Here is a 25,491-nt window from a genome sequence, read left to right on the forward strand (position 1 = left end):
GCAGAAGAACGCGACCTGGCGCTCATCCCCGACGACTCCCGTCCCGGACGCTCCCTGGGCTCGCAGAACAAGACACAGTCGGGAGATTCAGTCCGAGATGGCACGGTTCGGTCGCAGCAAGATCACAGATGGCGCTCACCAGCAGAGCGAGGGATTTCGTCCTGACCGGAGGTCGCTGCTCTCGCTCGGTGGTGGCGCCCTGCTCGCAGCAACGGGAATGCGGCATGCAAACGCGCAAGACTATCCGACCCGCCCGGTCCAGGTGCTTGTGCCCTTCGCCGGCGGCAGCGCTAGCGACGTCATCACCCGCATCCTGCTCAACCGCATGTCGATGTCACTCGGGCAGGCCTTCGTGGTCGACAACCGTCCCGGCGCCGGCGGCAATATCGGCACCGCGGCTGCGGCGCATGCAGCGCCCGACGGCTACACGCTGCTTATGAGCACCTCCGGCCCGCTGGCCGCGAACAAATCGCTGTACAAGGAGCTGCCCTACGATCCGCAGAAGGATCTCGTCCCGATCGGCCTGTTCGCGACGTTACCGAATGTCATCGTGATCAATTCGAGGCTGCCACCGAAATCGCTGAACGAGCTGATCGACTATGCCAAGGCGCATCCGCGGGAGCTGAACTACGGGACGGTCGGCGTCGGCTCGTCGCAGCATCTGGCGGCCGCCTATTTCGAGCAGCTCACGGGCACCGAGATCACGCACGTTCCCTATCGCAATATCGCCGCCTACACGCCGGACTTCATCGCGGGCCAGGTCCCGCTTGGCTTCCAGCTCTTGCCGAACGTCATCAGCCTGATCAAGAGCGGCGACGCACGCCCGCTCGCGGTGGCCAGCGACAAGCGCATGACCGCGCTGCCGGATGTGCCGACCGCGGCGGAGGCGGGCCTCAAGAATTACGAGAGCGCCGCTTGGCTTGCTCTGCTCGCGCCCGCGAGCACAGGCAAGGCCGTGCTCGACAGGCTCTATGCGGCGATGGCGGAAGCCGTGAACGATCCGAAGGTGCGCGCCCTCTTCGTCGAGCAAGGCGCCGAGCCCATGGTGATGGACCCACAAGGCCTGAAGGATTTCATGACATCGGAAACGACGAAATGGGCTGCGGTCATCAAGAAGATCGGCATCGAGCCGATGTAACCCCGAGATTTTGTGCAATTATCAGCATCGTCCGGATGATCCGTCCGCGATAGCTCGCCAAAAAGCGCCTCCAACTTACGCTGCCGTGAAGGGCCGCAGATCCATGTGCCGGTTGACATCCTTATAAAGGAGATAACGGAACCGACCTGGGCCCCCGGCGTAGCACGCCTGCGGACAGAACGCCCGCAGCCACATAAAATCTCCTGCCTCGACCTCGACCCAGTCCTGGTTGAGCCGGTAGACAGCCTTGCCCTCCAAAACGTAAAGACCGTGCTCCATGACATGGGTCTCTGTGAAGGGAATAGATGCGCCCGGCTCGAACGTGACAATATTGATGTGCATGTCATATCGGATATCGGCCGGATCGATGAAGCGTGTGGTCCTCCATCTCCCATCCGTATCTGGCATTAGCGTCGGTGCGACCGAGTCCTCGTTGGTCACGATGACGTCGGGGTGAGCAAGCCCCGGCACGCCCTGATACAGCTTGCGGATCCAATGAAAATGAGCGGGGCTCGAGCTGCGATTGCGAATACTCCAGCCGCGGCCGGGCGGAAGATAGGCAAAGCCCCCGGGCCGCAGCTCCCGCTCCTTGTCCGCCACCTCAAGGCTCAATTTGCCACCCGCGACGAACAGCGCGCCTTCGGCATCCTTGTCCGGCTCCGGCAGCTCACTGCCCCCACCCGGTGCCACCTCCATAAGATAATGGGAAAATGTCTCGGCGAATCCGGAGAGCGGTCGCGCCAGCACCCAGACACGCGTGTTATCCCAATGCGGCAGATGGCTGACGACGATATCGCGCTGCACACCGCCGGGTATGACCGCATATGCGTTCGTGAAGACCGCCCGGCCGCTCAAGAGCTCCGTCTGGGCCGGATGGCCGCCCTGCGGCACGTGATAGGTTTGCGATCGCATGGTCGTGGCCTCCGATAGGTTTCCCGTGTGGTATGTCATTGCACGGCTCTGCTTGCCGCACGTCATTTCCCGAGAATGCTGTCCGGCGCAAAATCGAGCTGCATCATCTCTTCCAGCCAATATTCCTCAAGATTGTCGCCCCCGCCCTTCCGGTCGACGACGAAGAACGGACTGGAGTCTTCCAGAACAAGCAGCGGATGGTGCCAGCAGTTGCGGGCATAGTTTACGCCCTGGTGTCCCGTTGCAGCGAAGGCCCGATAGGTCGAGGCGATATGCGGATCCGTGCAGACGACGATCAGCCAGTCCTTGCGGTTCAAGGGCATGAACAATTGACTTCCAAGCGGATGGCGCTCCATCAGCCGGATCGCGATCGGCGCAGGCCGGGTGAAGGCGACAAACCAACTGATGTTGATCTGTCCGCCTTCCGCGGTGACGTCGATCGTGGCGAGATCGTTGAAGCGCCGGGCATAGCCTTCGTTGATCGGCAGGGGCGTCAACCCATCCGTATCGACGACATCGCCAAACGGCGCAAATGCCTTCCTCGTTAGAGGCTCAATCGAAAGCCTCAGCATCGCCATATTCCAACCAACACGCGCGCTTCAAGCCGTCTGTGCACTCGGGACGGGCTCATCTCCGCCGACGGCATCGACCAGCCCCTCACTTGAGGGGTCAATCTCGCCGTTCAGGATACGATGCGCCTTTGCCCTGTCGATGTCGCCTTCCCAGGACGCGACGACGACGGTGGCAACGCAGTTTCCGACATAATTGCCGAGGGCGCGGGCAATGCCGATGAACCAGTCGACCGACAGGATGAGCACAAGGCCGATCGCTGGAATAGCCGGGATAGCGGCAAGCGTCGCGGCGAGCACGACGATGGCCGAGCCCGGAACGCCGTGCGCGCCCTTCGAGGTGAGCAACGCGATGCCAAGAATCGCCAGGAGATCGCTTGTCGCAAGCGGCGTGTTGGTCGCCTGTGCGATGAAGACTGCGGCCAGGGTCAAGTAGATGGAGAACGCGTCCAGATTGAACGAGTATCCGGTCGGTATCACCAGACCAACCGTCGACCGCTTGATGCCGAGCTGCTCGAGCTTTCGCATGGTTTGCGGCAGAACGCTGTCGCCTGCGGCGGTGCCGAGAACGATCATCAACTCTTCGCGCAAGTAGGCGAGCAATTTGAACAGGCTGAAGCCGGACAGTCGCATGATTGCGCCGAGCACCACGATCACAAACAGGACCACGGCCAGATAGAACAGGCCGACGAGCCCACCGAGTTGCTTGAGCGAACCAACACCGTACTTCCCGACCGTGAAGGCGATGGCACCGAAGACGCCGATCGGCGCGAGCCGGACGACGAAATTCATCATCTTGAAGATGATCTCGTTCACGCGCTCGATGAACTCGACGACCGGCTTCGCTCGCTCGCCGCACAAGGACACGGCGCAGCCGAACATGATCGAGACGATCAGGACCTGCAGGACGTCGCCGGAGCTGAAGGCCCCCACAATCGTCGAGGGGATGAGCTTCATCAGGAATTCGGAGACGCCGCCTCCCGCGACCTGAGCCGCGGTCTGGCTGAACCCGCTAAGGGCCTTGGCGTCGAGCGTCTTCGGGTCGATGTTCATTCCTGCGCCCGGCTCGAAATAGTAGGCAAGCCCAATGCCGAACACCAGTGCGACGGTGGTGACGATCTCGAAATACAGGAGAGAGCGGATGCCGACCCTTCCAACCTTCGACAGGTCTCCCGCCGCGGCGATACCGTGCACGACGACGCAGAACACGATCACAGGCACCAGCATCTTGATCAGCTTGATGAAGCCGTCGCCGAGCGGCTTCATCTGAAGGGCGAGGTCGGGATTAGCCATGCCGAGGGCGATGCCCAGCATGAGCGCAATGACGACCTGGAAGAAGAGTGACTTGAAGATCTTGGGCACGGCTTTTCCTCGCTTGGCTGGTCTTCGACTGACGCGGCTTGGTGGGCCTTCAGGCCTCCGCCTATCTTGTTGTTTGATGGTGACGTGTCGTCGTACGCACAATGGAGCGCGCTTGCCGTGATCGCGGACCGCGCCCGGCTCGCAGAGGGCTCCGTCGGGCATTCGTTGACCATCGCGGATCTCAAGTCCAATATATAGAACGACACGATTGATAGGTTTTCCAAATGGATCTCCGCCAGCTCCGATATTTCATCGCCGTCGCCGAAGAACGCAGTTTCACCCTCGCCGCTCGGCGACTGAACCTCTCCCAACCACCGCTGAGCCAGCACATCCAGACGCTGGAGGCCGAGCTCAAGACGCAGCTTCTCCACAGGACCAGCCGCAGGGTCGAACTGACTAAGGCCGGCGAAGCCCTGCTGGGTCGAGGTCGCGCCATTCTCCAGCAGATCAAGCTCGCGGAAGACGAAGTTCAGTCGATCGGCGCTGGCCTTATCGGCACGCTTGACGTTGGTGCGACCGGCTCCATCCTGCGCGGTCGGCTGGCGGAACTGCTTGCCGCCTACCGAAAGGTTGCTCCGTCGGTGAAAACCACGGTGCATGAGCAGGCGCCTGCATTGCAGATCGCAGCACTCCTCAACCGCACGACCAACATTTGTCTCATTCGCAGCGTTCCGACCGAACACGGCCTGACCAGCAAGCTTGCCTGGCGCGAAGAGGTGGTCCTCGCACTGCCGCACGCGCACCCGTTGGCCGGGCGCAAGCGGGTTGCGCTTAGCGAACTAGCATCGGAGGATCACATCGTCCTCGACCCCAATAGCTCCGAGTTCGCACGCTACATCCAGAAATGCTGCGTCGACGCCGGCTTTTTGCCGCGGGTATCCCAGCAGGTCGTCGACGCCCAGTCGATTCCGAGCCTGATCGTGGCGGGCTTCGGCGTGGCACTGGTGCCCCAGTCCATTGCGCGCTTCACGACAGCCGACATTGTATTCCGGCCCATCAGACCCTCGCCACCCTCGGCAGATGTGTTCTTGGTGTTCCGAGAGGATGAGACGTCGATGGTCGTGCGCAATTTCATCAAATTGGCCGTTCGGTACCTAGGCCACCGCAAAAGCCCGAGGCAAGCCTCCTGAAAGAGCACGACGGTCGTCGTCGCCATCGGCGGTCGGGTCTGGGTGGCTTCCGGACATCCCGGCGTTGAACGCTCGACAGATTGTCGACTGGGCATCGCGACCCACGCGGGCCCTGATGGCGCTCGTCGCGTCGAACTATGGTTAAGAGGCTCGCAGCGCGTTCGTTAGAGCAGACAGCGCAGCCGGCTGATGCTGACGACTGGGGTAATACATGAAGAAGCCGGGAATTGGCGGCGTCCAATCTTCCAGCACCCGAACAAGGCGACGTTTCGCAATATGCTCTGCGACCTGCTCTTCGAATGCGAGTCCCAGGCCGGCGCCAGCGAGTGCGGCCTGAATCACCAGGTGGGTATCATCGATGATGAGCGGGCCATTCACGCCGACCGTGACCGCCTTTCGTCCTTTCTCGAATTCCCACCTGTATGGGCCGCCCGGAAGACGCAGGTTTATGCATCGATGGTCATTTAGATCCTTGGGTTTCCGGGGAATGCTTCGTGATGAAAAATAGCCGGGCGATCCGACCACCGCCAATCTCAACTCCTGGGTGACCCGCACCGCGATCATGTCTTTCTGAATGTACTCGCCAAGTTGAATACCGGCGTCGAACTCACCCGCAACGAGGTCGACGGGGCCAGTGACGGTAACAACGTCAAGAACGATGTCGGGGTAAGCTTCCGCGAATGCCGTGAGCCGCGGCAACAATACCATCACGGCAGCCGACCGGGACATGACAATCCGAAGGCGCCCTGCAGGCCGGTGCCGAACGTTTCGGGCTTCGTTGATGGCACGAGCAATCTGCTCGAGTGCCGGAGACAATTCCTTCAAGAGAGCTGCCCCTGCGGCGGTTGGTGCCACGCTCTTGGTCGTTCGAGCAAGAAGCTGCAGCTCGAGCCGTTGCTCAAGTCCCCGGATCGTGTGGCTCAGGGCAGACTGAGACACACCGATCTTTGCCGCAGCCCGCGTAAAGCTTCGCTCTCTGGCGACGATTGCAAACGTAGCGAGTTCGTTCAGCTCGTTTCTCATGATTTATGAATATTCCTCATAAGCCCATGTTGTTCAACACGCCTACCCTCATAAGCTACTTTGTCCTAGGTTCGGTCAGCAAGGAAGACTTGATGCAACCTTCTGCAGGTTTCGGCCGGAGACGAAACTTTCCAGCCACGCGCAGTTTCTTCCCGTTCCAAACGTTATGGATAACAGGCCTATGGATACCGATAATCGTGCCTTGCGCTCTCTGGCGCAGACCTATTTCGACAGTGCCTATGAGATGGATGCCGACAAATTCGCGTCTATATTCCATCCCTCGAGTTCCGTGACCAAGGTCGGCGACGACGGCAACGTGAGCGTGACGCCAATTGCGACGTGGTTGGCAGCTGTCCGTAATTTGAAAGCTCCGAAGCAACAGGGCCTGGAGCGCCAAGATCAGATCCTCTCAATTGACGTTGAGGGAGAGCTCGCGCTTCTGAAGCTGAAATTGCAAATTCCGCCGCGCTACTTCACCGACATGTTGTCGTGCTTGAAGGTCGACGGAACCTGGAAGATCGCTCAGAAAGTAATGACTTCGAAACTCTGACGGTTTCGGTGCCGTTTTGAGAAAGTGAATCTCACGCTTGTCAGGTTGTCCGTGAAAGCTCTGTCACAAAGCGCCAACACCTTGGGCTGCGCTTCGGGATCATGGAGGATTTGGTCACTCTCTGATGGATATGTCGACCTGCCCGCCGAATCCCTCAAATATCCAAACGACAAAGTAGGCAGGCAGACCGAACCGCCTCAGCGGGACGCTTCGCTGGTTCGATTGTCGGTCAACTGCTTCCTATTCGATCGCTCTGGCATGGATCGCGTCTTGATCGATTGTGGAGCCGGCGCGAGCTGGGACCCGTCCATGGGTCACCTCGCGGAGGCGATGGCGGAGGCAGGCATCGACACGTCATCGGTCACGATGATCGCCCTCACTCATGCTCATGGCGACCACATCAATGGTCTCCTGATGCCCGACGGTCGACGAGCGTTTAATGGCCTGAGGAAGATTGTGATAGGGGAAGACGCCGTCGAGGAGTTTCTTGCCGAGCCCGTGCTGGAGCAGTTTCGTTCGCTCCTTGCCCCCATCAACGGTGGAGATCGGCTGGCCGATCATTTACTGGCGGTGGATATACCTGGGCACGCTCGGGGCCATATGGGTTATCTCCTCAACACTGACGAGGACGATGTCTTATTCTGCGGCGACCTCATCCACGTTCCCGCCGCACAGTTTTCCTGTCCCGAGCTTACCTGGGCCTATGATGATGACCAAGCCGTAGCGAGGGCAACCCGGATCAGGTTGCTCCAGGACGCAGCCAATGCGCAGACGTGGCTCGCCGGCGCTCATTTAGGTCGACCAGGCATCGGCAGAGTGGTCGAAGAAGGGCAAGGATATGCGTTCGTTCCGGTCGCGTAGCGGCCCATGAGCCCGCGCGATCGGCGGCAGCACCTTCGCGCACGCCCTCGTCAGCGCGGGACGACGGCAGTCGCTTCGATCTCGACGCGCGCCGATGGCTCGACGAGGCGCACCACCTGCACGAGCGCCATGCTGGGGTAATGGGTGCCGACCACCTCGCGATAGACCTTGCCGAGCGCCTTCAGATTCGTGGTGTATTCATCCATGTCGACGACATACCAGGTCAGGCGCACGAGATGGTCCGGCCGGGCGCCGCCTTCCGCCAGGATCGCAACGATGTTTTCGAGCGTCTGCCGAACCTGCGCGACAAACCCGTCGGCGAATCGACCCGCGATATCCCAGCCGACGACACCACCCGTCACAACGAGACGCCCTTCGGCCATGATGCCGTTCGCGTACCCCTTCGGCTGCGGCCAGCCACCGGGCTGAAGCACTTGCAGACCGCTCGTCGCGGGGCCTTCTGACTTTCTCATCGTACTCATGCCGGGTCTCAATCCTCTTAGCGCGGCTTTAGGAGATCGCGCGCGACAATCAGTTTCTGGACCTCGGTCGCGCCCTCGTAGATGCGCAGCGCGCGGATTTCGCGGTAGAGGCTTTCGACGATCTCACCCTTGCGCACGCCGCGGCCGCCGAACATCTGGACGGCGCGGTCGATGACGCGCTGCGCGGTCTCGGTTGCCGTCAGCTTCGCCATGGCAGCTTCGCGCGTCGTCGGAAGCTTCTGGACGTCGCGGCGCCAGGCCGCGCGGTAGGTCAGCAGCGCGGCGCCGTCAGTCTCCGTCGCCATGTCGCCGAGCGCGGCCTGGGTCAGTTGGAGATCTCCCAGCGTCGCACCGAACATGTGCCGGCTTTTCGCATGCGACAGCGCTTCGTCGAGCGCCCGCCGGGCGAAGCCGAGGGCTGCGGCCGCGACAGACGCCCGGAAGATATCGAGGGTCTGCATCGCGAGCTTGAACCCGCCGCCCGGCGCGCCGAGGCGACGGCTCGCCGGAATCCGGCAATTGGTGAAGCGCAACGTCGCCAGCGGATGTGGCGCGATGACATCGATACGGTCGGCGATACCGAAGCCGGGATCATCCGGGAAGACGACAAAGGCCGAGATGCCGCGGGCGCCGGGCGCCTCGCCCGTTCGCGCAAACAGCGTGTAGACGTCGGCAATACCGCCGTTGGAGATCCAGGTCTTCTCGCCATCGATGACGTAGTCATTGCCGTCGGCCCGCGCCGTGCAGGACATCGCCGCGACGTCCGATCCTGCCTCCTTCTCGGACAGTGCGAAGGCCGCCAGCCATTCGCCGGCGCGAACTTTCGGCAGCACGGCCTTGCGCAGGTCCGCCGAGCCGCCGAGCGCGATCGCGCCGGAGCCGAGCCCCTGCATGGCGAAGGCGAAATCGGCGAGGCCATCGGCATAGGCCAGCGACTCCCGCGACAGGCAGATCGAGCGGGAATCGATCGTCGTCGCATCGCCGTCGGGCGCCGCGACGGCGCAATCGAACACCCCCGCCTCGCCCATCGCGCGCACGAGCTTGCGGCAGGCGCCATCGACATCATTGTGATCGATTGTGTCGAGAGCCCCCGACTGCACGAAGCGATCGAGCGCCTCGCCGACCGCATGATGACGCGACTCGAAAAACGGCCAGTCGAGCCATTCGCGTCGGATCACTTTCGCCGTGGAGCTCATCTGATCCCTCCTCCGCTCATTGCGCGCTAGCTGCCGCGGCGCGCGCCAGATTGGTTTCGTATTGTCCCTTGGCGGACAGATACTGCTTCGGCCACTCGACCTTTGTGATGCCGATGCGCGCGGCTTCGTGCAGCGTCCAGGCCGGGTCGGCAAGGTGCGGCCGCGCGATGGCGCAGAGATCGGCGCGGCCGGCCGCGAGAATCGAATTGGCGTGATCGGCCTCGGAGATCGCACCGACTGCGATGGTCTCAATGCCGACCTCGTTGCGGATCAGGTCGGCGAACGGCGTCTGGAACAGGCGTCCATAGATCGGCCGCTCGTCCTTCCAGACCTGCCCCGACGAACAATCGATCAGGTCCGCCCCTGCCTCCTTGAACATGGCGGCGAAGATCGCCGCATCGGCCGGAATGTTGCCGCCCTCGGTCCAGTCATGGCAGGACAGGCGCACCGACATCGGCCGATCGGACGGCCACACCGCGCGCATCGCCTCGAACACCTCCAGCGGAAAGCGCGCGCGGTTTTCATGGCTGCCGCCATATTCGTCCGTACGCCGGTTGGTCAACGGCGACAGGAAGCTCGACAGCAGATAACCGTGCGCACAATGGAGCTCGAGCCACTCGACGCCGGCGGCAGCGGCACGACGTGTTGCCGCGACAAAATCGTCGCGCACGCGGTCCATGTCGCCGCGGTCCATCGTCCGCGGCATCTGGCTGTGCGGCAGATACGGCAACGCCGAGGCCGAGATCAGCGGCCAGTCTTCGGATTCAAGGGGTTGATCGATCCCTTCCCAGGGCACCCTGGTCGCGCCCTTGCGACCGGCATGGCCGAGCTGAATTCCCACCTTGGCGTGTCCGACACCGTGAACGAGATCGACCAGCCGGCGCCACTGCGCCGCTTGCGCATCGTTCCAGAGTCCGAGACAACCCGGCGTGATCCGCGCATCCGGCGAGACACAGGTCATCTCGGCAAAGACCAGCGCGGCGCCGCCCATGGCGCGCGCGCCGAGATGGGCGATGTGGAAATCGTCGATGAGCCCGTCCTGCGCCGAATACATCGCCATCGGCGAGACCATGATGCGGTTCGCAAGTGCAAGGCCGCGCACGCGGTGCGGCGTCAACATCGGCGGCGGCACCCGCTCGCCATCCTTGACCGCAATGCCCGACCGCGCGGCGAACCAGCGCTCAAAACCTTCCAGCCAGGTGCGATCACGCAGGCGAAGGTTTTCGTGGCTGATGCGCTGCGAGCGCGTCAGCATCGAATAGAAGAATTGCGGCGGCTCGAGCGTATCGGCATAGCGGTGGCCGACCACCTCGAACCATTCCATGGCGTTGCGCGCCGCATTCTGGATGCGCGCCACGTCGACGCGGCGCACCTCCTCGTACGCGTCCAGCACGGTTTCGATGCCGGCGCGACCGTGACCATGGCGATCGAACTGGTTGGCAAGCTCGATGGCGTCGTCGAGCGCGAGCTTGGTGCCCGAGCCGATCGCGAAATGCGCGGTATGCGCGGCGTCCCCCATCAGCACGACATGAGACTTGCCGTTGAACACGCTCCATTTGCCGCAGATCAGGCGGCTGAAATTGAGCCAGGCCGAGCCGCGCAGATGGCGCGCATTGGTCAGGAGCTTCGCGCCGTCGAGAGTCTCGGCGAAGATTTTTTCGCAGAACTCGATCGAGGCCTGCTGATCGAGCTCGCCAAGCCCGTGGGCGTTGTAGGCTTCTTCCGTGGTCTCGACGATGAAGGTCGAGGTCTCCGCATCAAACTTGTAGATGTGCGCCTGGAACCAGCCGTGCTCGGTCTTCTGAAAATCAAAAGTAAAGGCGTCGAACGCCTTCTTGGTGCCGAGCCAGATGAAGCGGTTGGGCCGGATCACCATGTCGGGCTGGAATTGCTCGGCATAGCGAGCGCGGATCCTGGAATTGACGCCGTCACAGGCGACGATCAGGTCGGCGTCGGGGTATTCGAGATCGGATTCGACCTCGCGCTCGAAGACGAGCTCGACACCCAGCGCTTCACAGCGCCGCTGAAGAATATTGAGCAGATGCTTGCGCCCGATACCGATGAAGCCATGGCCCGTCGTGCGCTGGCGCGTCCCCTTGAAGACGAGCTCGATGTCGTCCCAGTGATTGAAGGCGTCCTCGATCTCGGCCGCGCTCTCGGGGTCGGCAAGGCGCATCGCGGACATCATGGCATCCGAGAACACGACGCCCCAGCCGAACGTATCGTAGGGCTTGTTGCGCTCGACGACCGTGATGACATGCTCCGGGTGCCGGCGCTTCATCAGCAGGCCCAGATAGAGACCGGCCGGGCCGCCGCCGATACAGACTATGCGCATGATCCCTCGCTTTCGCGCGTCGCGCCGTGTGCCGAGCTTTCACCCAAATTATTTTAAGCATAAAATATTTCCTCGGCGCTCATCTTGTCAAGGCGGTTCTGCAAAGACCCGGCCCACGGGCTGGTCTCCGCGGCATCGATCTGGAGATTCAGTGTAAATTGGACACACGGCAGCGCCGATTCCGAGCCGCTCGGGCGCAGCCTTGTATTTACTTTTGGCACGAACTATCTTGCCAATGACCACGACAGCTGCGCCGGCTTTCGTCAGGCCACCAAGCCCAGGAGATTCGATTGGCACTCGCGAAGGAGTCCACGCCTGTTTCAAAGAATGGGGCGGATCAGGACGCCGAGTACAGGGCTCAAACGCGGGTCTGGCTCCGGTTGCTCGCCTGCACGACCCTGATCGAAGGCGAGTTGCGGCGCCGGTTTCGCGAAGAGTTCGATTTCACGATGCCCCGCTTCGACGTTCTGGCCCAGCTCGACCGCGAACCGAGCGGACTTGTGCTGGGAGAGTTGCCGAAGCGCCTGATGGTCTCGGCCGGGAACCTCACGCCGATCGTGGACCGCCTGGTCGAGGACGGATACATCACGCGCACGCCTTCGAACCTCGACCGCCGCGTACAGATTGTCTGCATGACGGTCGAAGGCCGCAAGACCTTCAGGCGAATGGCCAAGAGCCACGGCGCGTGGCTTGCCGAGCTGCTGGCGGATTTCCCGGCGGACCGGTTCGACGGATTGATCGGCGAGCTCGACGACCTCAAGGCTGCCGTCAGGGACGCCCTGCAAAAACCCTGAGCGGACCGACAGTCAGCGCCGCACCTTCACTCCGGCCGCCTCGCGATCCCAGGTATCCGTGGTGATGCCCGCCTCGCGCAGCACGCCCTTCTTGATCTTGCCGTTCTCAGTGAGCGGCATCTGGCTCAGAATGCGCACATAGCGCGGGATGGCGAAATAGGCGATCTGGCCTTCGCAGTGCCTGACGATGTCGATGGGCTCCAGCGATTGGCCCGGTTCGAGCAGGATCGCAGCCGCAACCTCGTCCTCGCCCAGCTCCGACGGCAGCGGGTAGATCGCGCAGGCGGCGACCGCGGGATGGGACTGGATGGTCTGCTCGACCTCCCATGAGGATACGTTCTCGCCACGCCTGCGGATCGAATCCTTCATGCGATCGATGAAGCGGTAGTGTCCATCAGCATCCCGAACGACCCGATCGCCCGAATGGAACCACAGATTCCGCCAGGCCTCGACCGTCTTCTCCGGCATGCCGAAATAGCCGGTGGCGAAAGCAAAAGGTTCTCCGGCGCGAAGCACGAGTTCGCCGGCCTGTCCGTCAGCAAGCGCTGAATCGTTTTCATCGACGATCCGCGCCTCAATGCCTTCGGCCAGATAGCCCATCGTTCCCGGACGATCGGACGGGATCGTACCTGCGAATACGAAGTTCGTCTCGGTCGACCCATAGCCGTCGACCAGCGGCACGCCAAACCGCTGAAGGAATGGACCGTGGATTTGCGGCGGCACGCCGCCGCCAAGCGCGACGCGAAGACGATGCGCCTTGTCGTTCGCATTCTTCGGCTGCGCCAGCAGCATCGATGCCATCGCGCCGAGCAGATAGCCGACCGTCGCCTTATGCCGTTGCGCCGCGGCCCAAAAGCCGGACGCGGAGAATTTCGGCTCCAGCACGTAGGTGCAGCCGTTCAGGAGCGCCTGATAGAACGCATTGAGCGCGTTGGTGTGGAACAGCGGCAGTGTCGTGAACAGCACATCGCCCTCGCGGACGCCGAGCGCCCGCGCCGAATAAATGCCCCACCAGAACAGCTGCGCCTGCGGACAGCACACACCCTTCGCTGGCCCCGTCGTGCCCGAGGTGTAGAGGATCGCAACGGTATCGCCGGGACGCACGGCACCCGCCGGGGCTGCGGCTCCGAGCGCCGGCAACGGTACGGCGGAAAGCCGGGCATCGACTGCCCCGGCGGCAGCTCCGACGATCCAGGTGCGAGGTGGCAGTTCAACACCCGCCTCGACGCTATCGATCGCGGCAACGAACTGAGCCTCGACGACAAGGAGCGCGGGACGCGAATTGCGGAAGATGTGGGAGAGCTGGAAACCGCGCAGCGCGGTATTGATCGGGACTGCGATGGCGCCAAGCCATGCGCAGCCGAGATAGACCTGCAGGAACTCCGGACGGTTCGAACACATCAACGCGACCCGATCGCCCGGCCTGATCCCGGCGTCGACGAGCGCCTGGGCCGACGCGGCCGCGATCGCCGCGGTCTGCCCAAAGCTCCAGCGCGTCTCACCGGCGACAAGCAGCACGCGCTCGCCGTAGCGCTCGGCTTGCCGCGTGAGGATCGTTGAGAGGATGCGGTCCGACGGCGGAAACGACGTCACTGCACACGCCCAGGCCGGCGTCACGTTCTCCTGGCCGACCGCGTCGCTGACGTTCACCGGCGCGTTCTCCGTCACGATCATGCTCCCGTCTCAGGGCAACAGCTTGTACTTGCCGTTCTCGATCTGGACCATGACGCGCGAGCGATCGTCGACGCCGTGCCGATCCGCCGGCGTATAAGTGTAGACGCCCTGCGTCCCGACGACCTCCTTGGTCGTGAACAGCGCCTGACGAAGCGCGGTGCGGAATTCCGGCGTGCCGGGCTTGGCACCGGTTGCCATCGCGCGTTTGGCGGCATCGGCGAAGACGAGCCAGCCGTCGAAGGAATAGGACGAGAATGAATCCGTCGGCGCCTCGCCGTTCGCCTTCTCGAAGGCAGAGCGGAAATTCAGGGCCACCTTCTGGATCGGATTGCTGGACGGGAGCTGCTCCGCCGCGGTCACGGGTCCAGTCGGGCAGATGATGCCGTTGGCGGCCTTGCCGGCGAGACGCAGGAAATCGGCGCTGATCAGCCCATGATTGCCGTATAGCGGCCCTTTATATCCCCGCTCCGACAAGGCGATGACCGGCAGCGCGCCGGGCGTTCCAGTGCCGCCGAGCATGATGGCGTCGGGACGTGCGGCGAGTGCGCGCAGCACCTGAGCCGTGACCGAAGAATCCGATCTGGCGTAGCGTTCGTTGGCAATGATTTTGATGTCGGTCGTCTTCACACTCTGCTCGAGCGAGTTGTACATGAGGTCGCCGAACGCATCGGAGAATCCGATGAACGCGACGGTCTTCAGGCCCTTCGCCTTCATGTGATCGACGATGCCTTGCACGAGAAGCGGCGTCGGTTGCGGCGTCTGGACGACCCAGGGGCCGCCGTCGCCCGGCGGCACCGGCGCGATCGGCGATACCGCGATCATCGGCACTTTCATCTCGATCGCGGCGGTCGCCATCGCTAGGGTCTGCGGCGCGCCCGACGTTCCGATCAGGATATCGACCTTCTCCTGCTCGACGAGCTTGCGCGCGTTGCGCGCCGAGGCGGTGGCATCGGAAGCGTCGTCGAGTTGGATGACGCGGACCTTCTCGCCGCCGATCTCACCGACATAGGCCTCTCCCGCCGCGATGCCCTTCGCGTTCGGGATGCCGATCGAGGATACCGGCCCGCTGAGACCGGTGACGAAGCCGACGAGGATCTCGGCCTGCGCAAGTTGCGGGACGGCGAGAAGCAATGCGGTGGAAGCCAGCAGGCTCTTGATCAAGTTCATGGCACCTGTCTTTCGTGAGGATGTCTGTTCCGATTGGCAAGCGCCATGGATTGGATTCAGGTTGACGCAGCCAGCGCGATGACGCGAAGCGGACTGCCTGAGCCGTTCTGGATCTTCAGTGGCGAGGCCACGATGACGGCGCCTGTGGCCGGAAGCTGATCCAGGTTGCACAGGCATTGCAGGCCGTAGCGGCCCGCGCCGTGCAGGAAATGATGCGCCGGATAAGGCGGCTCGAAATGACCGGCCTGGCCCGCATCCGTACCGATGGTCTCGGTGCCAAACCCGATGACGCCGCGCTCCTCCACCAGCCACTTCATGACGGCCGCGTTGGGGCCGGGCGTATGTGCGCCGTCATCCCTGAGATTGGAGTAGTCGCGCCAGCCCTTCTTCGACCAGTCGGTCCTGAGCAGCACCCAGTTCCGCTCGGGGATCCGGCCGTGCTTTGCTTCCCAGGCCTCGACGAGCGGGACGGTCAGCAGGAAATCGGGATCCTGCGCCGCCTGCGCGGAGCAATCGATCACGCAGGCCGGCGCGATCATGTCCTTGGTCGGCATCGTGTCGACGGCATTGTTCGGCAGGTTCTTGCCCGTGAACCAGTGGATCGGTGCGTCGAAATGCGTGCCGGTGTGTTCGCCGAACGTGACGTTGTTCCAGTACCAGGCCGGACCGCGACCATCATAACGCGAGATTTCCTGGATGCGGACGGGCGCGGCCTGGCCGAACTCCGGCGGCAGCACGATGACCGGAAAATCCGGACTGAGCGTAAATGTGAGATCGACGACGCGCACCGCGCCGGAAGAAACCGCACCCGCCAGCTCCAGGAGATTGTTGCTCTGCATCGTCACGTCCTCCGGCTTGGTTGAAATCCCGATCTCACCTGTCGAGCTCGCGCTCGAGCGCTTTCGGATTGGCCGCGAGACGTTGCCGGATCTCTTCGGCGACATCTCCGACATACATCTCCTCGAGCCCGCCTCTCAGCCCCGACACGACCGCCTGCGCGATTGCGCGCGGCGCAACCTTCGGCGGCGGTACGGTCTGGAACCACTCGATGTCGACGGGCCCGGTGAACAGATTCATCACCCTGACGCCGCCGGGCCTGAGCTCGGCGCGAAGGCAGTGCGAGAGCGACAGGCACGCCGCTTGCGAGGCCGAGTAGGCGCCAAAGGCAGGCCAGTTCGCCAGCGCATGGACCGAGAGAATGTTGACCCACGCGGCGCTGTTGTTGGTGCCATCCGCACCCCGCATTCGCATGGCGGGACCGAAGGCCTGTGCGAGGTTGATGAAGCCGAGATAGGCCTGGTCGATCTCGTCGCGCGCGATGCTCGTGCCCCTGCGGTCGAGCAGGCCGCCCGGCCGCACATACTCCGTCGTGTTGACGAGGATATCGACCTTGCCGCCGATGTCGGCCGCGAGATCGGCGGCAGATTTCTCGTCGGCGGCGTCAAGGGTCACGATCTCGATTCCGTCCTGGCCGCGCAGCAGCTGCTCGCCGGCGAAAGGCCGCCACGGTTCGGCAATGCCGACGAACACCGTCTTGGCGCCCGCGGCCTTCAAGGCGGCGACGGCCTCCTGACCGATCACGCTCCGACCGTTGGTCACCAGCACGCGCCGGAATTTCGGATCGGCCGTCATTTCCCGCCATTGCTTGTCGTCTGCCATGTTGGGAGTCTCCCCCTCGGGATGGGCAAAAGCCACCGCCTGGCCGCTCTTGTCGAGTTGAAACGACATGCGGACGGGTGCGCCCTCCACGCAGTCGGCATGGAGGTGCGTCACAATCGTCGGACCGCAATCCATCTTCACGAGGCCGATGCGCCAGGGCGCCCGCTCGCGGAAATAGACATCGCTCGGCACGCGCGCAGTCGTTTCGGCAAGAAGAACACCTCGTCGTGGCGCATCGACGAAGGCAAGGCCGGCCGACAGGCAAGACGGGCAGGCCTCCCGCGCCGGATAAGCAAAAGAACCGCAGGCGTCACAGCGTTGCAGCATGAAGCGGCCCTCGGCGGCTGCCCGCGTAAACCCATGCGACGTCCTGCTGCGCGGTCGCGGCGGCGAAGCAGGCAGCCGCGTCCGCTGCAGCGGGTTCTTGCGCCGGGGCGGCTTGATCGGATCAATCATCGCGACGGCCCTGCAAAGATCGCGGCGCCCGAGGCGAGACCACGGTCATAGTTGATCATACCGAACCCCGAGGCCAAGGCGAGGCTCGCATTCCCGACCTGGGTGGGGCCTGCAGTCCCCAGAACCTGCCGAAGTCCCTCAACGAGACCGAGATAGGCGCCGGCGGCGCCGGCCTGCCCAGCCGAGAGCTGTCCGCCCGAAGTATTGTGCGGAAAGTCGCCGTCGATGGTGAGATCGTGCTGGCGCACGAACTCGGCCCCCTCCCCCTTGTTGCAGAAGCCGAGATCCTCGAACTGCATCATCGTGATGACGGGGTAATCGTCATAGGTCTGCACGATATCGAGATCGTCGGGCTTCACGCCGGCCATCGCATAGAGCTCGCCGACGTCCATTGCCCAGCCGCCGCGGACCTGCATCGGATCATCAGCAAAGGCGTTGTGCCGCTCGATCGTCGAAAGCAGCCGCGCTGCTGTCAGCCCGAGCGAAGCCGCGGTCTCGTCCCGCATCACCAGGAAGGCCTCGGCGCCGGCGCATGGCATCACGCAGTCGAAGAGATGGATGGGATCGGAGATCGGCCGGGCCGCCAGATACTGCTCCATCGTCAGCGGCGTCTTCATCAGCGCATGCGGGTTGCGCAGGGCATTGGCGCGCTGGGCGACGGCGATCCTGCCGACATCTTCACGCGTGACGCCGAAGGTCCGCATGTAGTTGCGGGCGATCAGCGCGAAGCTCGCATTGGCGCCACCGGCGCCATAGGGATAGACGGCATCCTGGTTGAAGCGCGAGAAGTTCTCCAGCGTCAGCCGGAAGGAATCGACGTGGTTGGTATCGCCGGCGATGCACGCCACGATGTCGGCGTCGCGCGCCTGAACCGCGCGCGCCGCTTTTCGCAAGCCTGCGATGGCGCTGGCGCCACCGAGCGGAATCGTATCCAGCCATCGCACGCAGAGTCCGAAATGCTGCGTCAGCCCGATCCCGCTGTCGGTGCCCATGGTGAAGCTGGAGACGCACAGACCGTCGATGTCGGAAGCCTTGATGCCGGCCTGCGCAACGAGCGTGCTCAGTGCCCGCCCGATCCACCACTGTGCACTCTCGATGGAGTAGCGCACATAGGGAATCGTGACGGGCGCCGCAATCACGACGCCGTCGTACGGTGTACGCAAGGTATTGGTCACCAACCGCCCGCCTCGTTCATTGTCTCAGATGACCGTCAGCTTCACGGCAATATTGCCGCGGGTTGCATTCGAATAGGGACAGCGCTCGTGCGCGCCCGCGACGACCTCCTCGGCCACCGACCTCTCGACACCGGGCAGATTGACCTTCAGTTCGACGGCGAGCGCATATCCGACGGGAACCGGACCCATCGCAACCTTCGCGGTCACTGACGGCTCAGCGGATGGGACGACCTTCCGGGTGCGCGCGACGAGCTTGACCGCACCGAGAAAGCACGCGGCGTAGCCGGCCGCAAAGAGCTGTTCGGGGTTGGTGCCTTCGCCCCCGGGACCGCCCAGCGATTTCGGCACGGACAGCGATACCGACAACAGGCCGTCGGCGCTGGCGGCCTTGCCGTCCCGGCCGCCGATCGCCGTCACCTCGGTCTCGTACAGGATCTTTTCGGGAGTCATCATCATTCACTCTCCAGTCCTAGCGGCTGTTGCGAGCAAGCAGTGCGCGGAAATCGTCGCGCGCCTGGGCGCTGGCCCGCTTGAAGCTCGGCCCGCGGCTGGGCTCGGTGCCATTGAGCTGCCGGAGCTGCACCCACATCTCGGCACTTTTCAGCGCCACCGCCGCGCAATTGACCACCGGCGCGTGCCCGACTTTCAGGCCATGCTCCCTTCCGATCAGAAGGCCCGGCAGTACACCGGCGGGGATCACGACGTCGGCGCCGTGCTCGATCAGCGGGCGTGCGCAGGCGACAAAGTCCTTGATCATGCGGGCTTGCGCGGCCTGATCTCCGTCAAAGGCATCGGCGAAATCCGCCGGCTTGCAGCCAAGACCGGTCACATGGACCACGCGATCGCCGAGGCCATAACGCTCGGCCTGCTCGTAGTGCCAGACTTCGAAGACGGGATCGAGCGTCACAAGGCCGAGTCTCCGGCCGAGCTGAGAGGCCGCGAGCAACGTCGCCTCGCCGGTCCCGATCACGGGAATGTCGAGCGTCGAGCGCAACTCGTAGAGTCCGGGATCCTGGAAATGTCCCATCACGAAGGCGTCGAACCCGCCCTCCTCGGCCGCGATGCCGTTGTCGATCGCCTGGACGGCGCAGCGCAATTCCGCGAGCCGTCCGAACTCCCGGTCGGGCGGCGAAATGCCCTCGACGTGAACTGTCGTGCCCGATGCAGCAATGTTGTTGAGGTATTCCGACAGCCGCGCCATGTAGGGCGCGTTCACGCTCGCATCAACGAAGCTCTGCCAGAAGATGCGCATCGTCCTTCTCCTCGGGCGGTGATCGGAGGATCGGTCGTCGACGGCCGATAAATATATTTCAATCATAAACTAATTCACGCGTCAAATGCGCTCGGCGTCGCCAGCGACGGCCGCTGCCACCGCAAGGGAAGTCCGTCCTTTTCGTACGCTCGATCGGCACTGATGCGCCGCACTCTGGCGAAATTGTATGCAACAACATTTTTTCTGACAGAGCCGTGACACGTGTTGACGGCTCCAGCAACAATACTTTAGGCTTTAAGTAATTCCTCGCCGGCCAGGGACCGGTGGATGTTGCAGGGCACCGATTTTGAGAGACTCGATCGTGTGGACAGTCGCCGTGCTCGGACAGCCGGCAGCAACAGCATCGCCGGCCGCGCATCGCGGCCGGGCCAACGGCCTTTCGTTGCTTCGGGAAAGTCCCGCCCGCATCTGCCGATGGGCCTGTCGTTCGAGCGGCCACCAGCGCCATGGCCGCTGAGATCCGGCCGAGCAAACCCTCTTCGGTCGCGCCCGGATTTCGGCGCTGCAACAATGCTTTCAATCGGTTCATTCGTCGTTCGGGGTCCCCGCACGGCAGCTTCGAGGCATTCCTATCCAGCACCAACGGAGGAGAACGCGTATGCGCAAGACTCTGAGCCTACTCGCACTTGTCGCCGGCCTCTTCGCAGCGCCGGCTGCGCAGGCCGACATCACCATCGGTTTCGTCACCTCGCTGAGCGGCAACGGCTCGTCGATCGGCATCCCCTATGGGCGCGGCATCAATGCCGCCTATGAATACAAGAAGACCATCAACGGCGAGACCATTCGCCTGATCCAGCTCGACGACGGCTCCGACCCGTCGGCCGCGACCCGCAATGCGCGCAAGCTGGTGGAAGAAGAAAAGGTAGACCTCCTGATCGGCACAGCCACGGCGCCCTCGACCATCGCCATGGCGGCGGTGGCGAGCGAGCTGAAAGTGCCGATGATCGCGGTCTCGCCGATCGGCAAGCTGCCGGATACGCCGGAGCAGTGGGTGGTGTCGGTGCCGCAGCCGGCCTCTCTCCTCGTCAAGATCGTCGCCGACCGCATGAAGCGCGACGGCATGAAGAACATCGGCTATGTCGGCTTCTCCGACGCCTGGGGCGACCTCGTCTACAACGGCGCCAAGGCCGCCGAAGCCACCGGTGACATCAAGATACAGACCAACGAGCGCTATGCCCGCACCGACACCTCGGTCACCGCGCAGATTCTCAAGGTGATGGCCGCACGTCCCGACGCCGTGCTGGACGGCGGCTCGGGTACGCAAGGCGCGCTGCCCCTCCTCACGCTCGCCGAGCGGGGTTTCAAGGGAAACACCTACGGCACGGTGGCACTCGTCAATCCGGACTTCGTCAATGTCGGCGGCAAGGCGGCCGACGGCATTCAGGTCTCCGCGGGTCCCGTGATCGTCGCCGAGCAGCTTCCCGACGAGCACTTTGCCAAGAAGACCGCGCTGGATTTCCGCAGCGTCTACCAGAAGACGCATAACATCCCGACCACCGACGGCTTCTCCGCCTATTCCTTCGACGCCTGGCTGATCTTCGCCAACGCCGCCGAGCGCGCGCTGAAGACCGCCAAGCCCGGAACGGCGGAATTCCGCACGGCGCTGCGGGACGCGATCCTCAGCACCAAGGAGCTGCCGGGCGTGCATGCCGTCTACAATTTCAAGCCCGGTGCGGTCACCGGCGTCGACGAGCGCTCGCTCGTCGTGGTGCGCCTGACCGGCGGCGCCTGGAAGTACGCGCCATAACCGGATCAATGGCCCCGGCATCACAGGGAGCAACGACGTCTCAATGACGAGCGACATTGCAGCCATTCTCGCGATCGACGGGATCGCCACCGGGGCCGTCTACGCCCTGGTGGCGATCGGGACCGTCCTGATCTTCACGGTGACGCGAGTCATCTTCATTCCCTTCGGCGACATCGCGGCCTTCACCGCGCTGACGCTGGCTGCCCTCGACGCGAAGCGCTTTCCGGGTACGGGAGCGCTGGTCGTGATCCTGGCCTGTCTTGCGACCCTGATCGAGATCATCTCGCTGGTGCGCTCCGGAGAACTCCGGCTGCTGCCCCGCGCGCTGTCCTTCTATCTCCTGCTTCCGCTCGCCGTGGTCGGTGCAGCCTGGCTTGTCATGCGCCTGGACCCGCCGCTTGCCGTCAGGCTCGTGCTGGCGCTGATGCTGATCACGCCGATCGCCCCGCTTCTGGATCGGATCGTCTTCCGTCCCATTGCCGACGGCACCGTGCTGCTGTTGCTGACGGTGTCCGTGGCGCTGCATTTCGCGCTGGTCGGCCTTGGCCTGTTGTTCTTCGGGCCCGAAGGGGTTCGAACCGAGCCGCTGACCTCGCTCTCGACCGAGTTCGCGGGCGTGCTGATCTCGGGGCAAACCATGCTGATCGTGATCGCGGCCCTCGTTTTCAGCGGCCTCCTCTACCTCTTCTTCGACTTCACGCTGGTCGGAAAATCGCTACGCGCCACGGCCGTGAACCGGACCGGCTCCCGGCTGATGGGAATACGCCCCGCCCGCGCCGGCACGATCGCTTACCTGCTGGGATCGCTGATGGCCGGCGTATCCGGCATCCTGATCGCGCCGGTGAACACCGTCTTCTACGATTCCGGCTTCCTGATCGGCCTCAAGGCCTTCGTCGGCGCCATCGTCGGCGGCATGACCAGCTATCCCGGTGCGGCGATCGGCGCCGTCGGCGTCGGCATCCTCGAAAGCTTCGCCTCCTTCGAGAGCAGCGCGCTCAAGGACGTCATCGTCTTTTCGCTGCTGATCCCGATCCTGATCTGGCGATCCCTCGCCTCGCTGCATTCCGAGGAGGAGATCGAGGAATGACGCGCCTCCACATTCAGCTTGCCGCCATCCTCGCCGTGCTGTGTCTTGCGGTGGCTCCCTTCGTTCTCAGTCCGTTCAGCATCACGCTGATGAACTATATCGGCATCTATTCGCTGGTCGCCATTGGTCTTGCACTCCTCACCGGCGTCGGCGGCATCGTGTCGTTCGGACAGGCGGCGTTCGTCGGCGTCGCGGCCTATGCAACCGCGTGGGTCTCCGCGTTGAACGGGTACTCCCCGTGGCTCGGCCTCGTGTTCGGCGTGGTGCTGACCTGCGGCGTCGCAACCGTTCTCGGCGTCGTCACCCTGCGGCTTCAGGGCCATTTCCTGTCGCTCTCGACCGTCGCCTGGGGCCTTGCGATCGGCTTCCTGTTCGGCAATGTCGAGGGGCTCGGCCGCTTCAACGGCATCTCGTCGATCCCGCCGATCAGCTTCGGTTCGATTGCGCTGGTCACGAGCGCCCAGATCTATTTCCTGATCTGGGGCATCGTCGCCGCGGTGCTTTTCCTCGGCTACAACCTGCTGGACTCCCGGCTCGGCCGCGCCATGCGCGCGCTCCGCGGCGGCAATACGCTGGTCGAGAGCCTCGGCATCAACGCTTTCCGCATCAAGCTCGTGACCTTCGTGATCGCGGCCTTCCTCGCCTCGCTCTCCGGCTGGCTCTACGCACATATGAGCCGCTTCATCAGCCCGGGTCCGTTCGATGCCGGCATGGGCATCGAATATCTGATGATGTCGATGGTCGGCGGCGCCGGCAGCCTGCTCGGCGGTGTCGTGGGTGCTGCGGTCGTCACGCTGCTCAAGAACAGCGTGCAGGATTATCTGCCGCTGATCGCCAAGGGTGCCTCTGGCCAGCTCGAGATCGTCGCCTTCTCCGCACTGTTCATCCTGTTCCTGCAATGGGCCCGGCAAGGCATCGTTCCCTTCGTCGCCCGCTATCTGCCCAAGGCCAGGCGCGAGCGACCTCAACCGGCGCCGCCCCTGCCCCGTCGCGCGCAACCGACGCCCGGGGAGCTTCTTCTGAAAGTGGATGGTGCCGAGCGCCGGTTCGGCGGCCTCGTCGCCGTCAACAATGTCAGCTTCGAGGTCCGCGCTGGCGAAATCCTTGCCGTCATCGGCCCCAACGGCGCCGGCAAGAGCACGATGTTTAACTGCCTGACCGGGGCGCTCCGGGTCAACAAGGGTGAGATCGTCTTTGCGGGACGCCCGATCACGCATGACGCGCAGTCCCGCATCGCCAAGGCCGGCGTCGCCAGGACCTTCCAGCATGTGAAGCTGCGCCCGCGCATGAGCCTGCTGGAAAACGTGATGCTCGGCACCTATGCGCGCACGAGCACCGGCCTGTTCGCCGGCGCCTTCCGCCTCAACGGGCGCGAGGAAGCCAGTACCCGGCACGAGGCGCTGATGCAGCTCGAACGGGTCGGGCTCGGCGACAAGCCGTTCGAGCTCGCGGGCAATCTGCCGCTCGGCAACCAGCGCATTCTGGAGATCGCGCGTGCGCTCGCCGCCGACCCTGCGCTGCTGGTGCTGGACGAGCCGGCCGCCGGCCTTCGCCGCCAGGAGAAGCTGCGGCTCGCGGAGCTGCTCAGGTCGCTGCGGGCAGACCATCTGACCATCCTGATCGTCGAGCATGACATGGAGTTCGTGATGTCGCTGGTCGACCGCATCGTGGTGCTCGATTTCGGCTCAAAACTCTGCGAAGGCGCGCCAGCCGCGATCCGCAGCGACGAACGGGTCCAGGAAGCCTATCTCGGAGGCGTCGCGTGAGTCAGATGCTGTCCATGACGGATGTGACGGTCTGCTACGACAATGTCGAAGCGGTCCGCAACGTGTCGCTGTCGGTCGAGGAAGGTCAGATCGTCACCGTCATCGGCCCGAACGGTGCCGGCAAGACCACGCTGCTGATGGCGGCCATCGGCCTGCTGGCATCGCGCGGCCGCATGGTCTTCCAGGGTCACGACATCGGCAGGATGTCGGTCGAAGATCGCGTCGAGCGCCGGCTGTGCCTGGTGCCGGAGAAGCGCGAGCTGTTCTCCGACATGACGGTCGCCGACAACCTCCTGCTCGGCTCCTACAGCCTGCGCGACCGCTCGGGTGTCCAGAAGACACTGGACGAGGTCTATGATCGCTTCCCCCGGCTGAAGGAACGGCAGCGCCAGGCCGCAGGCACGCTCTCCGGCGGCGAACGCCAGATGCTCGCGCTCGGCCGCGCGCTGATGGCCAAGCCGAAACTGCTCATGCTGGACGAGCCGAGCCTCGGCCTCGCGCCGCTGATCGTGCGCGAGATCTTTCGCACCATCGCGTCGCTACGCGACTTGGGCGTCTCCATCCTGTTGGTCGAGCAGAACGCCCGCGCCGCGCTCGAGACGGCTGACTATGGCTATGTGCTCGAGACTGGCGAGGTCGTGCAGTCGGGCCCGGCCAAGGACCTCATCCACGATCCCAGGCTGATCACGGCCTATCTCGGCGGGCACTAGCGCTGGTTCGGATCAGGCTCGGCGAGCCGCACAACAAAAATATCGAAAAACAACCCCATGCACAGTAGCTGGCGGCAGCGATATCAATGGCTTGATACCCAGCAACTGCGGATTTCACGAACTCAACTTGATCCGTCGGGCAACACAGTGGCACAATGCCATCATCGCTGCCCATGGATAGCCGATGGCTTCCATCGCCAACTCGGACATTCCAGTTACTAGCGGATCAGCAAGCTAAAGCCCGCCCGCGACGATTGGGAACGGTGGAGCATACCATCACCCGATGAAATGGCGCCGCTTGCGCGCCCACATCTTGGGCCACAGCAAAGGCTAATCAATGATGCTCTAATCGGCGCGATAAATCGAACATCAGTTGCGCTCCATCTTGAATCCGCATTTTGGCACAAAGTGCATATTACGTCCGG

General features: G+C 63.5%; 23 protein-coding genes. 9 read left to right on the plus strand and 14 right to left on the minus strand.

What is annotated here, in order from left to right; genetic code table 11:
• The first annotated feature begins 97 nt into the window (after nucleotides 1-97).
• Nucleotides 98-1,138 carry a Bug family tripartite tricarboxylate transporter substrate binding protein gene (locus tag ABIB95_RS00700; protein ID WP_354237556.1) on the plus strand — a complete coding sequence of 347 codons (1,041 nt, stop codon included), beginning with the start codon at nucleotides 98-100 and terminating at the stop codon, nucleotides 1,136-1,138.
• Nucleotides 1,139-1,213: 75 nt separating this feature from the next.
• On the opposite strand, the gene ABIB95_RS00705 is transcribed toward ABIB95_RS00700, so the two are convergent.
• The 3 genes from ABIB95_RS00705 to ABIB95_RS00715 all read right to left on the minus strand — a co-directional run bounded on the left by ABIB95_RS00705 (nucleotide 1,214) and on the right by ABIB95_RS00715 (nucleotide 3,981).
• Nucleotides 1,214-2,050, minus strand: coding sequence for a bifunctional allantoicase/(S)-ureidoglycine aminohydrolase (locus tag ABIB95_RS00705; RefSeq protein WP_063986500.1), 837 nt, complete (start codon nucleotides 2,048-2,050; stop codon nucleotides 1,214-1,216).
• 62 nt (nucleotides 2,051-2,112) lie between these two features.
• Nucleotides 2,113-2,622: an ureidoglycolate lyase gene (locus ABIB95_RS00710; protein ID WP_354237557.1), complete on the minus strand. Its 510-nt coding sequence runs from the start codon at nucleotides 2,620-2,622 to the stop codon at nucleotides 2,113-2,115.
• Nucleotides 2,623-2,649: 27 nt separating this feature from the next.
• On the minus strand, nucleotides 2,650-3,981 hold the full coding sequence (locus ABIB95_RS00715; RefSeq protein ID WP_354237558.1) for a C4-dicarboxylate transporter DctA: 1,332 nt from the start codon (nucleotides 3,979-3,981) through the stop codon (nucleotides 2,650-2,652).
• Between the two features lie 224 nt (nucleotides 3,982-4,205).
• On the opposite strand from ABIB95_RS00715, the gene ABIB95_RS00720 reads away from it, so the two are divergent.
• Nucleotides 4,206-5,111 carry a LysR substrate-binding domain-containing protein gene (locus ABIB95_RS00720; RefSeq protein ID WP_354237559.1) on the plus strand — a complete coding sequence of 302 codons (906 nt, stop codon included), beginning with the start codon at nucleotides 4,206-4,208 and terminating at the stop codon, nucleotides 5,109-5,111.
• Nucleotides 5,112-5,252: 141 nt separating this feature from the next.
• Here the strand turns inward: ABIB95_RS00720 and ABIB95_RS00725 are convergent, their stop codons facing one another.
• Nucleotides 5,253-6,134: a LysR substrate-binding domain-containing protein gene (locus ABIB95_RS00725; RefSeq protein ID WP_354237560.1), complete on the minus strand. Its 882-nt coding sequence runs from the start codon at nucleotides 6,132-6,134 to the stop codon at nucleotides 5,253-5,255.
• A 181-nt stretch (nucleotides 6,135-6,315) separates the two neighbouring features.
• Here ABIB95_RS00725 and ABIB95_RS00730 point away from each other — a divergent pair, with 181 nt between their 5' ends.
• Together ABIB95_RS00730 and ABIB95_RS00735 are read left to right on the plus strand one after the other, a co-directional pair.
• Nucleotides 6,316-6,684 (plus strand): nuclear transport factor 2 family protein, encoded by a 369-nt coding sequence (locus ABIB95_RS00730; RefSeq protein ID WP_354237561.1) that lies wholly within the window; start codon nucleotides 6,316-6,318, stop codon nucleotides 6,682-6,684.
• Nucleotides 6,685-6,735: 51 nt separating this feature from the next.
• The gene (locus tag ABIB95_RS00735) at nucleotides 6,736-7,545 is read left to right on the plus strand and encodes an MBL fold metallo-hydrolase (RefSeq protein ID WP_354237562.1); all 810 of its coding nucleotides are present in this window, start codon (nucleotides 6,736-6,738) and stop codon (nucleotides 7,543-7,545) included.
• A 50-nt stretch (nucleotides 7,546-7,595) separates the two neighbouring features.
• Here the strand turns inward: ABIB95_RS00735 and ABIB95_RS00740 are convergent, their stop codons facing one another.
• The 3 genes from ABIB95_RS00740 to ABIB95_RS00750 are packed head-to-tail and all read right to left on the minus strand — an operon-like array spanning nucleotide 7,596 to nucleotide 11,558.
• A complete protein-coding gene (locus tag ABIB95_RS00740; RefSeq protein WP_354237563.1) occupies nucleotides 7,596-8,027 on the minus strand; it encodes a RidA family protein in 432 nt (143 codons plus the stop codon).
• A 17-nt stretch (nucleotides 8,028-8,044) separates the two neighbouring features.
• Nucleotides 8,045-9,223, minus strand: coding sequence for an acyl-CoA dehydrogenase family protein (locus ABIB95_RS00745; RefSeq protein ID WP_354237564.1), 1,179 nt, complete (start codon nucleotides 9,221-9,223; stop codon nucleotides 8,045-8,047).
• A gap of 16 nt (nucleotides 9,224-9,239) precedes the next feature.
• On the minus strand, nucleotides 9,240-11,558 hold the full coding sequence (locus ABIB95_RS00750; RefSeq protein ID WP_354237565.1) for a bifunctional salicylyl-CoA 5-hydroxylase/oxidoreductase: 2,319 nt from the start codon (nucleotides 11,556-11,558) through the stop codon (nucleotides 9,240-9,242).
• A 290-nt stretch (nucleotides 11,559-11,848) separates the two neighbouring features.
• Here ABIB95_RS00750 and ABIB95_RS00755 point away from each other — a divergent pair, with 290 nt between their 5' ends.
• Nucleotides 11,849-12,352 carry a MarR family winged helix-turn-helix transcriptional regulator gene (locus ABIB95_RS00755; RefSeq protein WP_071915253.1) on the plus strand — a complete coding sequence of 168 codons (504 nt, stop codon included), beginning with the start codon at nucleotides 11,849-11,851 and terminating at the stop codon, nucleotides 12,350-12,352.
• A gap of 12 nt (nucleotides 12,353-12,364) precedes the next feature.
• Here the strand turns inward: ABIB95_RS00755 and ABIB95_RS00760 are convergent, their stop codons facing one another.
• The 7 genes from ABIB95_RS00760 to ABIB95_RS00790 are packed head-to-tail and all read right to left on the minus strand — an operon-like array spanning nucleotide 12,365 to nucleotide 19,735.
• Nucleotides 12,365-14,026 carry an ATP-dependent acyl-CoA ligase gene (locus ABIB95_RS00760; RefSeq protein ID WP_166093288.1) on the minus strand — a complete coding sequence of 554 codons (1,662 nt, stop codon included), beginning with the start codon at nucleotides 14,024-14,026 and terminating at the stop codon, nucleotides 12,365-12,367.
• A gap of 9 nt (nucleotides 14,027-14,035) precedes the next feature.
• Entirely contained in the window at nucleotides 14,036-15,193 is a 1,158-nt protein-coding gene (locus tag ABIB95_RS00765; RefSeq protein ID WP_208070867.1) for an ABC transporter substrate-binding protein, read from the minus strand.
• 56 nt (nucleotides 15,194-15,249) lie between these two features.
• Nucleotides 15,250-16,032 (minus strand): cyclase family protein, encoded by a 783-nt coding sequence (locus ABIB95_RS00770; protein WP_354237566.1) that lies wholly within the window; start codon nucleotides 16,030-16,032, stop codon nucleotides 15,250-15,252.
• 34 nt (nucleotides 16,033-16,066) lie between these two features.
• Nucleotides 16,067-17,308: an SDR family NAD(P)-dependent oxidoreductase gene (locus ABIB95_RS00775; protein WP_354237567.1), complete on the minus strand. Its 1,242-nt coding sequence runs from the start codon at nucleotides 17,306-17,308 to the stop codon at nucleotides 16,067-16,069.
• Nucleotides 17,305-18,483 (minus strand): thiolase family protein, encoded by a 1,179-nt coding sequence (locus ABIB95_RS00780; RefSeq protein ID WP_166352002.1) that lies wholly within the window; start codon nucleotides 18,481-18,483, stop codon nucleotides 17,305-17,307. Before ABIB95_RS00780 ends, ABIB95_RS00775 begins: the two co-directional genes overlap by 4 nt.
• A 24-nt stretch (nucleotides 18,484-18,507) precedes the next feature.
• Nucleotides 18,508-18,936: an organic hydroperoxide resistance protein gene (locus tag ABIB95_RS00785; protein ID WP_346016140.1), complete on the minus strand. Its 429-nt coding sequence runs from the start codon at nucleotides 18,934-18,936 to the stop codon at nucleotides 18,508-18,510.
• Nucleotides 18,937-18,952: 16 nt separating this feature from the next.
• The gene (locus ABIB95_RS00790; protein WP_063984212.1) at nucleotides 18,953-19,735 is read right to left on the minus strand and encodes an aspartate/glutamate racemase family protein; all 783 of its coding nucleotides are present in this window, start codon (nucleotides 19,733-19,735) and stop codon (nucleotides 18,953-18,955) included.
• Between the two features lie 619 nt (nucleotides 19,736-20,354).
• Between ABIB95_RS00790 and ABIB95_RS00795 the strand changes: the two genes are divergently transcribed.
• Genes ABIB95_RS00795 through ABIB95_RS00810 form a run of 4 tightly spaced genes read left to right on the plus strand, consistent with a single transcriptional unit; the run spans nucleotide 20,355 to nucleotide 25,066 of the window.
• Nucleotides 20,355-21,503: an ABC transporter substrate-binding protein gene (locus ABIB95_RS00795; RefSeq protein ID WP_354237568.1), complete on the plus strand. Its 1,149-nt coding sequence runs from the start codon at nucleotides 20,355-20,357 to the stop codon at nucleotides 21,501-21,503.
• Nucleotides 21,504-21,546: 43 nt separating this feature from the next.
• On the plus strand, nucleotides 21,547-22,590 hold the full coding sequence (locus ABIB95_RS00800) for a branched-chain amino acid ABC transporter permease (RefSeq protein ID WP_354237569.1): 1,044 nt from the start codon (nucleotides 21,547-21,549) through the stop codon (nucleotides 22,588-22,590).
• Nucleotides 22,587-24,356 carry a branched-chain amino acid ABC transporter ATP-binding protein/permease gene (locus ABIB95_RS00805; RefSeq protein ID WP_354237570.1) on the plus strand — a complete coding sequence of 590 codons (1,770 nt, stop codon included), beginning with the start codon at nucleotides 22,587-22,589 and terminating at the stop codon, nucleotides 24,354-24,356. The genes ABIB95_RS00800 and ABIB95_RS00805 overlap by 4 nt, the downstream gene beginning before the upstream one ends.
• Nucleotides 24,353-25,066: an ABC transporter ATP-binding protein gene (locus ABIB95_RS00810; RefSeq protein ID WP_354117258.1), complete on the plus strand. Its 714-nt coding sequence runs from the start codon at nucleotides 24,353-24,355 to the stop codon at nucleotides 25,064-25,066. The genes ABIB95_RS00805 and ABIB95_RS00810 overlap by 4 nt, the downstream gene beginning before the upstream one ends.
• Nucleotides 25,067-25,491: the final 425 nt, after the last annotated feature.

The sequence above is a fragment of the Bradyrhizobium sp. LA2.1 genome (assembly GCF_040547725.1).
Lineage (GTDB): Bacteria > Pseudomonadota > Alphaproteobacteria > Rhizobiales > Xanthobacteraceae > Bradyrhizobium > Bradyrhizobium barranii.

Bases quoted from the DNA above. Each gene is read 5' to 3' on its own strand.
- ABIB95_RS00700 (WP_354237556.1), top strand. From the start codon at position 98: ATGGCACGGTTCGGTCGCAGCAAGATCACAGATGGCGCTCACCAGCAG.
- ABIB95_RS00705 (WP_063986500.1), bottom strand. From the start codon at position 2,050: ATGCGATCGCAAACCTATCACGTGCCGCAGGGCGGCCATCCGGCCCAG.
- ABIB95_RS00710 (WP_354237557.1), bottom strand. From the start codon at position 2,622: ATGCTGAGGCTTTCGATTGAGCCTCTAACGAGGAAGGCATTTGCGCCG.
- ABIB95_RS00720 (WP_354237559.1), top strand. From the start codon at position 4,206: ATGGATCTCCGCCAGCTCCGATATTTCATCGCCGTCGCCGAAGAACGC.
- ABIB95_RS00725 (WP_354237560.1), bottom strand. From the start codon at position 6,134: ATGAGAAACGAGCTGAACGAACTCGCTACGTTTGCAATCGTCGCCAGA.
- ABIB95_RS00730 (WP_354237561.1), top strand. From the start codon at position 6,316: ATGGATACCGATAATCGTGCCTTGCGCTCTCTGGCGCAGACCTATTTC.
- ABIB95_RS00740 (WP_354237563.1), bottom strand. From the start codon at position 8,027: ATGAGTACGATGAGAAAGTCAGAAGGCCCCGCGACGAGCGGTCTGCAA.
- ABIB95_RS00745 (WP_354237564.1), bottom strand. From the start codon at position 9,223: ATGAGCTCCACGGCGAAAGTGATCCGACGCGAATGGCTCGACTGGCCG.
- ABIB95_RS00750 (WP_354237565.1), bottom strand. From the start codon at position 11,558: ATGCGCATAGTCTGTATCGGCGGCGGCCCGGCCGGTCTCTATCTGGGC.
- ABIB95_RS00760 (WP_166093288.1), bottom strand. From the start codon at position 14,026: ATGATCGTGACGGAGAACGCGCCGGTGAACGTCAGCGACGCGGTCGGC.
- ABIB95_RS00765 (WP_208070867.1), bottom strand. From the start codon at position 15,193: ATGAACTTGATCAAGAGCCTGCTGGCTTCCACCGCATTGCTTCTCGCC.
- ABIB95_RS00770 (WP_354237566.1), bottom strand. From the start codon at position 16,032: ATGCAGAGCAACAATCTCCTGGAGCTGGCGGGTGCGGTTTCTTCCGGC.
- ABIB95_RS00775 (WP_354237567.1), bottom strand. From the start codon at position 17,308: ATGATTGATCCGATCAAGCCGCCCCGGCGCAAGAACCCGCTGCAGCGG.
- ABIB95_RS00785 (WP_346016140.1), bottom strand. From the start codon at position 18,936: ATGATGACTCCCGAAAAGATCCTGTACGAGACCGAGGTGACGGCGATC.
- ABIB95_RS00790 (WP_063984212.1), bottom strand. From the start codon at position 19,735: ATGCGCATCTTCTGGCAGAGCTTCGTTGATGCGAGCGTGAACGCGCCC.
- ABIB95_RS00795 (WP_354237568.1), top strand. From the start codon at position 20,355: ATGCGCAAGACTCTGAGCCTACTCGCACTTGTCGCCGGCCTCTTCGCA.
- ABIB95_RS00800 (WP_354237569.1), top strand. From the start codon at position 21,547: ATGACGAGCGACATTGCAGCCATTCTCGCGATCGACGGGATCGCCACC.
- ABIB95_RS00805 (WP_354237570.1), top strand. From the start codon at position 22,587: ATGACGCGCCTCCACATTCAGCTTGCCGCCATCCTCGCCGTGCTGTGT.